Source organism: Carboxylicivirga marina, from assembly GCF_016612505.1.
Taxonomy (GTDB): domain Bacteria; phylum Bacteroidota; class Bacteroidia; order Bacteroidales; family Marinilabiliaceae; genus Carboxylicivirga; species Carboxylicivirga marina.
Genome location: NZ_JAENRR010000106.1, coordinates 1 through 9,112, shown reverse-complemented (window position 1 = coordinate 9,112; position 9,112 = coordinate 1). Strand labels below are relative to the sequence as shown.

7 protein-coding genes are annotated in these 9,112 nt (G+C 34.2%); all 7 read right to left on the bottom strand.

The features are described from left to right. Positions 1 to 130 precede the first annotated feature (130 nt). The 7 genes from JIV24_RS21540 to JIV24_RS21510 all read right to left on the bottom strand — a co-directional run bounded on the left by JIV24_RS21540 (position 131) and on the right by JIV24_RS21510 (position 8,935). On the bottom strand, positions 131 to 1,642 hold the full coding sequence (locus JIV24_RS21540) for a glucosamine inositolphosphorylceramide transferase family protein (RefSeq protein WP_200467157.1): 1,512 nt from the start codon (positions 1,640 to 1,642) through the stop codon (positions 131 to 133). Next, on the bottom strand, positions 1,635 to 2,759 hold the full coding sequence (locus JIV24_RS21535) for a glycosyltransferase family 4 protein (RefSeq protein WP_200467156.1): 1,125 nt from the start codon (positions 2,757 to 2,759) through the stop codon (positions 1,635 to 1,637). Before JIV24_RS21535 ends, JIV24_RS21540 begins: the two co-directional genes overlap by 8 nt. Positions 2,760 to 2,778: 19 nt before the next feature. Beyond that, positions 2,779 to 4,428, bottom strand: a complete 1,650-nt coding sequence (locus tag JIV24_RS21530; RefSeq protein ID WP_200467155.1) for an asparagine synthetase B family protein — start codon at positions 4,426 to 4,428, stop codon at positions 2,779 to 2,781. Beyond that, positions 4,418 to 5,584 (bottom strand): sugar-transfer associated ATP-grasp domain-containing protein, encoded by a 1,167-nt coding sequence (locus JIV24_RS21525; protein ID WP_200467154.1) that lies wholly within the window; start codon positions 5,582 to 5,584, stop codon positions 4,418 to 4,420. Before JIV24_RS21525 ends, JIV24_RS21530 begins: the two co-directional genes overlap by 11 nt. A 33-nt stretch (positions 5,585 to 5,617) precedes the next feature. After that, entirely contained in the window at positions 5,618 to 6,688 is a 1,071-nt protein-coding gene (locus JIV24_RS21520; RefSeq protein ID WP_200467153.1) for a sugar-transfer associated ATP-grasp domain-containing protein, read from the bottom strand. 220 nt (positions 6,689 to 6,908) lie between these two features. Continuing rightward, positions 6,909 to 8,075 (bottom strand): sugar-transfer associated ATP-grasp domain-containing protein, encoded by a 1,167-nt coding sequence (locus tag JIV24_RS21515; protein ID WP_200467152.1) that lies wholly within the window; start codon positions 8,073 to 8,075, stop codon positions 6,909 to 6,911. Between the two features lie 20 nt (positions 8,076 to 8,095). Further along, positions 8,096 to 8,935, bottom strand: a complete 840-nt coding sequence (locus tag JIV24_RS21510; RefSeq protein ID WP_200467151.1) for a glycosyltransferase family 2 protein — start codon at positions 8,933 to 8,935, stop codon at positions 8,096 to 8,098. Positions 8,936 to 9,112 lie beyond the last annotated feature (177 nt).

The window sequence follows — 9,112 nt, the reverse complement described above, 5'->3', positions numbered from 1 at the left end:
CACTTAGCATTCCCTGCAAACCCTTGTTAACTAAGAAATCCATGAGATAGGCATCTGTATTATGGGGTAACTCCAAAATGATTATGAGTATATATAAATAAAAGCACAAATAATTCAATTAAAATCGAAATCATAGTCTAAACGCCCATGTTTGTGCATCATAAACCGTTATTCCTGCTCCAATATTGATTGTATGAACTGCATGAGCTTTTACACCTAACGTTTGGGAACTAATTTCTTCAACAAGCTCCTCCTTATATTCTTCCTTACTAAGCTTAACAACTCTATTAACTTTAATAGAACCGCCATACTTATTGAAACAATCTTGCGATGGACGATATAACTCATTATTATGCCAATACAGATTACCAGCAGGTCTAGCTACCGAACTATCTGTAATAACAGGATTTTGAGGATGGGGTTGCCACTCATCATTTATAAAATCTTCCGAATAAAACAAATAAAGCTGATCATAAGAACTCCCTCTCTCCATTACTTTAGAAGTGGTAAATAACCACCAAAAACCATTGTGGTATAATGGTGTAAAATCAAGAAAACGTATGTCAGCTTTTAGCTTTCTTTTAAAACTCCATTCTGTTGGAAAGTTACTGGAAACGTAAAGTCGTAAACTTTTATCAGCAGCCGATTCTGGTAACATATACCATAAATCATCTTTTTTAAACACATTAGGATAAGACAAATGGAATGGCTCATCAATAATCGTTTCATATTTGACTATATCGCTATTGTCATCTAACTCTGTGACTACCAGCTTTCCTTTGTTTGATTTAAAATCAATCTGTTCTACAAAAAGGTATTTTCCATCGACAACAAAAGGATCTGCCCAACCATCTTTACCTCCAGGTAGCAATAACTTTCTGTCGTTTTCTTTCTTTAGAATAATAAACCAACGTTTATAAAAGAGAATTTTTTTAAATCGTTTTATTACTCTTACAATCGCTGATTTAAACCATTTATAACAAAACTCAAAATCACCAATTCTGACTGTTTCAGAACTAAGTCTCTTATCACAAGTTTTTTTGGAACGCCATAAGCTAATAATAGATTGCTTTACTGCAGCTTGCAGAAATCCCGAGTTTTTATCGATACCGTATTCTAGTGTTTGAAATAAATGCTGCCAACATAAAGCATCTTCCTTGAATACTTTAAGTGGTTTTTGTCCAAACAAATAATTTTTAACAAAAGAATCTACCCCCCGAAAACCCACAGAAAGTATCTCCTGGGGATAACGGTAATAATTTACACCACAAAAAGCCCCTGCTTCATCCATAAAGCTAAGACAAACACCCTCTTGTATATACAGTTTACTAAGACTTTGGCAAGTTTCTACATTTTTGCAGTGCTCAAAGGCATGGTGAATATCAATTGTTTTAAATGCATTTAGGTTTTGACGGAAAACAATTTTTTCGGCAACTAAAATTGGCGTATACCATTTTTGCCACTTATTCTTTTGATTGAGTCCATTTAGATATACAATCTTGATTTCTTGTTCTGTATATTGCTCTGACAATAAAACGATAACCTCAACAAACCATAAAGGCAACTTTGTCACTGATACATAAATAATCAAAGAGGGAATCCTGCTTCTCTCAACAATATGTTTCACTAAGTTGCTATCCATTCTTGATCCCTTCTAATGACAACTCAGCCCGCTTATTCCATGTATATTTCGCCTTTAAGTCCTCAAATGCCCTGATTGCTAATCGATTTCGAAAATCCTCATCAAAGGCTTTTTTTATGGCAGCATTCCACTCTTCAATTTTGTCCGGTGACACCAATAATGAATTCTCATTATTCAATACTTCTCGAAGAACGGGAATATCGGAACAAATGATGCACTTTTTTGACGACATGTATTCAAATATCTTAAGTGGTGACATGTACTTAGATGACTCATGTCCCTTATTCTCAACCCAAACCTCTCTTTGATATGGGGCCAACAACACATCACACCTATTCCTGTATTGCGCTACTTCTGATGGCTCAATAAATCCATGTATATAAATGTTAGACAATCCTACTAATTGTTCTCGCCAATAATCAACATCTTTTTGCCGACCCCCTACAATATGAAAATCTGCATCCTGATTACTTTTAGCCAATTCTATAATTACATCAACTCCTCTACCTGGATACAAATGACCAAAGTATCCTAACTGAAGTGCCTCTGTCCGACCTTTCCATTTTATTGTTAATTGGTCATCTAATTGTGGAATATCAGCTGCATCGTGCAATACAAGACTATCTATATCCTGCTTAAAATGAATCAAAAACATTTGTTTCAGAACGTTTGAAATAGCGACGAATCGCTTTAAGTTTCTAGCTTTAAATATCCGACGAAATAAATATCCCATAACGCCTTTTTGATTAATAAAAGGTTTATGAGCTTCAATAACAAACGGTATTTTGGTAAAAGATAAATAAACAGCGGGTATTTCGCATCGAGTATAAACGATATCTGGTTTAAAAGCAAGTGCAAACTTAATTGCTTCAAAGGCAAATAAGTGCATTTTCCCTTTCAGTTTTCGTAAAGCTATCTTCTTAATCGAAAAACATTGTTCAACTCCATAGTAAGCAAAAACATTTTCCACGTTAGACTCCTCATTTTCTGAAGAATCAAAGGTGATTAATGTAACATCATGACCCACTAAAGCAAAAGACCTACACATCTTCATGACATGGATGCTATTGGCTGTTTTACTAGGCACATATGAATTGGCTATATACAGTAGTTTCATTCCTAAATCTCAATTTGATTTATATTTGTTTAATGTCTGACAGCTTATTTAAAAACATAAAAACAGTTAACAATGAGCTTACGAAAACAAAATCTTTTTTAATCAATGCATCAATATTATCATTCAAATAGTTTTGATTAAATCGTTCGATTATAAGCGGGTTGTTAGAGTTGATAAGCTGCCTGATAAATTCCATATTTGGATATTGACACATCCAAGCGGCCACATCCTTGTGACTTCCTTTAAACCAAAATGAATGTCCTGTTTTTTTGTATAGTTTTAAATCAGCACGCCACAATGTACTTTTAATAAATCCTTTAGCACCTACTTCCTCACCTTTTAATCCCCAAGGACTGCGTTCAAGACGCAAACCTGCAAGATCGCCCATCACATCACAGGCCGTTTCAACATATAAAGAACGATTATCACGCATTTCGAATGGGAGTTGCAACGATAAATCTACAATATCGTTGTGAACTAATGGACTGCGACTTTGCATTTGCCCATAGAAATTTGTCCAAGACTCGTTTTTATTTAAGCGTCGTTGTCGGCAATAAAAATCAAACGAGTCACAAATATTACCCAAATCATTCATCTCCAACTCATCTAGATGCGTCATAAATGAATCTTTCAGTCTATTTCCATGACTTTTAAGATAAACCTTTGATAAAAGTTTTGCATTAGTAATATTGTATAAGTTATAACAAAACTCATACTTATCAGTCAATGATTGAGATAAGTAGTAGTTATAACCATTGGCTTTATCCATATAGGTAAAGGCATCTAAGAAAGTAGAAATAAATCCATTCACATTCACCGACACATCTTCCAACTGTCGAAAAGCACCATAGTACCATGCACTATAAAGAGGTAACATAGGTGTTTTATCAAGATGCTTATTAGCATATTTTGGTAAAAAATCGTTTACACATACTTCAATATATTTACTGTCAGTTTGTTTTAACAAAGCATTCACTTTCCTTGATACAAACTCTGCATCTGATTTTTTTGCTCCGGTATATGTGTAAGATGCAAAATGACGTTCTTGCTGACTAGCACAAAACAGATTCCAGCGAGAATCTAATCCTCCAGAGTTCGCTACTGCATAGGTTGCCTGTTGATCATTAAAACACTCCTTAACAGCTTTTTTAATTGATTCATACAAACGTTCTTTTGCAGCTGAACGATTATAAATAACTGGCTCAGGTATATGCCTCCAATAACGTTCAGTCGAAAGAATTGATTTACTTTTAATGTCAATTGTAATTACAGTTGCAGGAGCACATAAATCAATCTCAGATAGAAAAGTATTATTCCAATGCATGTATCCAAACTGGAGTAGTTGTTCAATGGCCATATCATTAATCGATATTGACGAATTAGCCTTGACAGCTTGCCAATAATCATCACAAAGCAACCACTCCTGACCGTCTTTCATTAAAAACAAATCAACCATTCCGAGCCGGTCGTTAAAAACATAAAGTTGCTGCGTTTCATCATCAACATAATAGCCACAGAAACTACCATTTAGTTCTTTAAGAGCAGCTTTACCTTTATTTATAAATTCATTACTAACATAATACTTAGCCTCGCCTTCACTTAAACCAAAGATGAAACCTTCAAAACAGAAAGATGATATTTCAGTCAGCCTTTCACTTCTAACAATCATACACTTTGTATTTAGAAGTAGTACTGGCATGTGTTTGGCAGTACTCAAGCACCTCATCAGTATACTTATGAAATAAACCTCCATGGACACTTTGTAAACCTTCAATGCCAATATCAGAAGTATTCGTTTCTATGTGCACCACCTTGCCTTCCGCATTTACTGCCAGATCAAAACCTAACAAACGACAGTAGTAATGAGAAGCGGCCAATTCTTTCGCCAAAGCAAATACTTCATCTAATAAAGGAGGTTTGTCCATATCTTTAAAGGCTATCGACCCATTCATACGTTCAACTTTAATCCCCCCTTTCTTCAAGCCAAATTCGGCAAAGCGACCATTTTTTACACATAAAAAAACACCTCCATTAGATATATTATCGACGCGACTTTCGGGAGCTCCTATTCGCAAATAACTATATAGTACGTGTATCTGATTATCAACAACAGAACGATAAGTTAATACGCGATACGTATTTAATGAAGAGGGATTTAGTGCCTTATAATACGGGTGCTGGTCAACAAGTTTTTGCACCATAAAATCCTTTTCAAATTTCTCTTCCAGTAAAACAATTGAAAGCACCTCTCCTTTACTGTTCTCCATTTGCCCCTTTGCATTTCTGTCAAACATTTCAACACCTTTACCTCCATGCACTTCTATTGTTTTCTTAACAACTACACCATCCTTACCTTCCAAAAGAACATCTAAATCAATGCTCTCTTTTGATATTTCTGATTTATTATTGTCATAGAATACTCCATTAATATTTCGAACATAAATTGGAGGAATATTATTGGGTTTATTGATCCAATCAATACGTGCTTTATCCTCGTATGCCAATGCATATTTTCGATTATTTAATGTTGGTTCAATAACAGAAAAATACAAATCAGATGGCACTACATTAATGTCGAAATAACCTAAGAAGCCAGAGGCATTTCTTAGATAAATGTCTTTAATCTCTACTCCTAACTGCCCCCACTTCTTTTTATATCCTTGCATCTCATTGGCGTTAGGTCTATACTTTACCTGTCCATTAACAGGCTGAAATAATTTAGCCAATGCAACATTTTGTTCTACTAAATGGTGATAGTGTAAAACTCGATAAGCTTTTCGGGCAAAGGTTGCCAGATATCCCAAAACTTGATTTTTAAATCTCATAAGCTTTCCCCTCCGTTTTTTGAATGGTTACTTTTAGACTCGCTTTTTACAAAACTCTATAACTTCATCGGTATATTGATGAAACAAAGCCCCATTGGCTTGCTGAATGTTATCAATCCCTAAATCCCACGTATTAACCTCTATAATCTTTACTTTATTGTCATCTGTATAAGACATATCAAAGCCTAAAACACTAGCATGATAATGTATTTTAGCAGATTCAATAGCCACTTGCTCAATATCATCTATTCCGACAATACGCTTAAGTTCATTGAGTTTAACTCCATTAAACACCTTCGCTACACCTCCTTTATTATTTACCCCAAAATCGCGAAGATAACCGGATGGTGTTACGCCGATTGCATATCCTCCAAACTTACGGTTATCGACAATACTGCCTGGTGCTCCAACCCTTAAGGTTACATTTAAAACTCGTATCTGATTATCAACAACCGATCGATACGTCATCACCCTCAAAGTATTTAACGATGAAGGGTTAAATTGTGCAAAGAAAGGATGTTGTCTAACGTATTCCTGTACAACAAAGTTTGACCTAAAATTGCTCAATAAATAATCCAATGTCAAGCTATTACCTTTTTTATTATAGTAGACAGAACCCTTTCTTTCAAAAACCTGAATATTACGACCTCCATGTGATTCCACCGCCTGCTTAACCACTACTTTGGGTACATTTTCAAGCACTCCAGATATGTCTACTTGATTGTTATTTACACTATCGCCATTTATATAAAAGTTACCATGGATATTTCTTAATAAGACCATAGGTGCATGCTGAGTATAAAGCCAATCCAACTGCGATTTATCTTCCAGGCTTGTTACGAATGGTATGTTGTTTAAAGTCGGCTCTATATAAGAATAGTATATATTCGTAGGAACCACATTATAATCTATCTTTCCATAAAGACTCGCTATATTTGACAAATAGATATGAGATACATGACTGTCCCAAAAGTCCCACTTCTCAGTGTAATTTTTTCGCTCGGGATAAGTAGTTTTATAACGAACAACCAAATTTTTATTAAAGCGATTTGCCTTCTGTAAACACTCATAATAAGTATACACAAATGAAAGCCTTTTATTCATCAATCGAACAATTCGACATAATAAGCTAACGAGTATAAAAACAATATTCCTAACATGATTATTCATCCTGTATATCTTCAATTAGTTCAAATTACATTAGATGTATTTTAGCTAAAATCAACAATCCACTTCTGTTCCGACAAAACTGTCAGCAAATATTACTCGTATTTACTTTTACATTATATAACCTATAGAAAAGATTACTACAACTGAAGTTTTTCTATGAACCATATGTATGATACTTATTGCTCAGTTTAATCTGGTCATGACAGAAATCTATCACTTCATCGGTAAACTTATGAAACAATGGCCCTAGAAGATATTGTTGTCCTTCCATTCCAATGTCTGAAGTGTTTGTTTCAATTAATCTAATACTTCCCTTATCATCCAATGCTATATCTAACCCTAATAAGCGGCAGTTATAATGATAAGATGCTACATATTTAGCATATTCCCATATTTCTTCAATTTTAAAAGCTTTTCCTAATTCTTTAAAAGGTGCCTGTGTCCCAGCCTGTTTCTTTATTTCACTCTTCTTTGTCATTCCATTTTCTGCAAAAGAACCATCTTGATTTAAACAAACAAAAACACCTCCACTTGACACATTGTCAATTAGCATATTAGGAGCGCCAATCCTTAAGTAACTATACAATATATGGATTACATTATCATTAACAGAGCGGTAGGTTACAATACGAAAAGTATTAAGAGAAGAAGGATTAAACAACTTATAATAATCATGTTGAACGAGGCGCTCTTGTATTAAAAAATCTTTTTCATACTTTTCTTCCAAGTATTCTATTGATAGTTTCTTATTGATTTGATTTTGTAACTCTCCGTTTGTTTTTTCGAAAATTTCAACACCTTTTCCTCCATGTACTTCAATGGACTTTTTAACAACCACACTATCTATATCTTTAAAAATTCCATCCAAGTCTATTTGACTTCCTTCAATTGTTGAGCCATCGTTCTGATAATATACACCATGTATATTTCTTACAAAGATGAGCGGAACGTGTTCGACTCCATTAATCCAATCAATTCTACATTTATCTTCAAATGCCAAACTGTACTTACGATTGTTCAACAAAGGTTCAATTATACCAAAGTAAACATCAGATGGAACAACTCTTTTATCAAAGCTTCCGGTAAATAAGGCCACATTTTTAACATGGCACACGTTACAATGCGTATCCAACGGCGCCCAATATTGTCGATATTCAGAAATATCTCGTGCCTTTAGTTTGTATGTATCTGAAACTTCTTTATGTGAATAATTATTGGCTAATCTCGCATTATCCACCTTCATATATTTGTAATTTACGTATCGATGTACTTTTTGAATAAATGATGACATCTTTTTCCAAAACCAATGTTTCATTCTCATAAATGTGCTATCTAAATTGTTTAGAAAACCATCTTATCTCCTGAAATTATTTCATGAATAGCCTCAATTTCTAACCGTCTTTTCTTTGATGATTTCTCAAGTATCAGCCTTAATTGATTAAGTGTAAAGAGCAACTTTCTAACTTTAGGAATTCGTCTGAACTTCGAGCTGTAAAGTTGGCTGAATCGTTCAATCTCTTTTTGTGCTTTATCCGATCGCTTATTGGGTCCAAAAACCTCAACAGATTTTGAGAGGTTATGCTCTCGATAAGCGCCTAAGAAATAAGGGATATGAACAAAATCACTTAGTTCCAAAAAACGATACCACAAATCAACATCCATAGTATAATGCAATTCGTTATTAAGCCCACCTACTTTGTAGTATAGTTCTTTGGTAAAGAAAGTTGTTTCCTGAGGAATTTTCAAAATGAACTTTGCTTCACTTCTTTTAAACGAAGGGCCTTCATTAATCCCGATGATGCGGCCATCTCTGTCCACAATTGTTCTATCGCCGTAAAAAACATGTTTATCTGAATTTTTCAGATAATACGCAGCTATTAGATGTAGGGTACCCGGATACAATTCATCATCAGAGTTTAACCAGTTGATTAGAATACCTGAAGCTCTAGAAAATCCTTTGTTAATAGCCTCACTTTGTCCGTTATCTGGTTCACTCACCCAATAGCTTATCTCTTTTTCATACTTTTTAATTATATCAACACTTCCATCTGTTGAACCTCCATCAATGATTATATATTCAAGGTTAGGATAGTTTTGATTAATGACCGATCGAATTGTTCGTTCTATAAATTCCTCCTGATTGTAGGATGGAGTTACAATTGTTATTTTGGGATAGTCCATTTTTCACAGTATTTGATTTAGGTTATGAGGTATTATTGGTTAATTTAGGCATTTTCTCTAACAATTGAAATCCCTGAACCACCTTGACATTATATTTTTATACATTGTTGTCCGGTAAACCGGAATTAATTTAATTTCATTCATATAAGTGCCTGATATTCAAATCAGACATTTTCA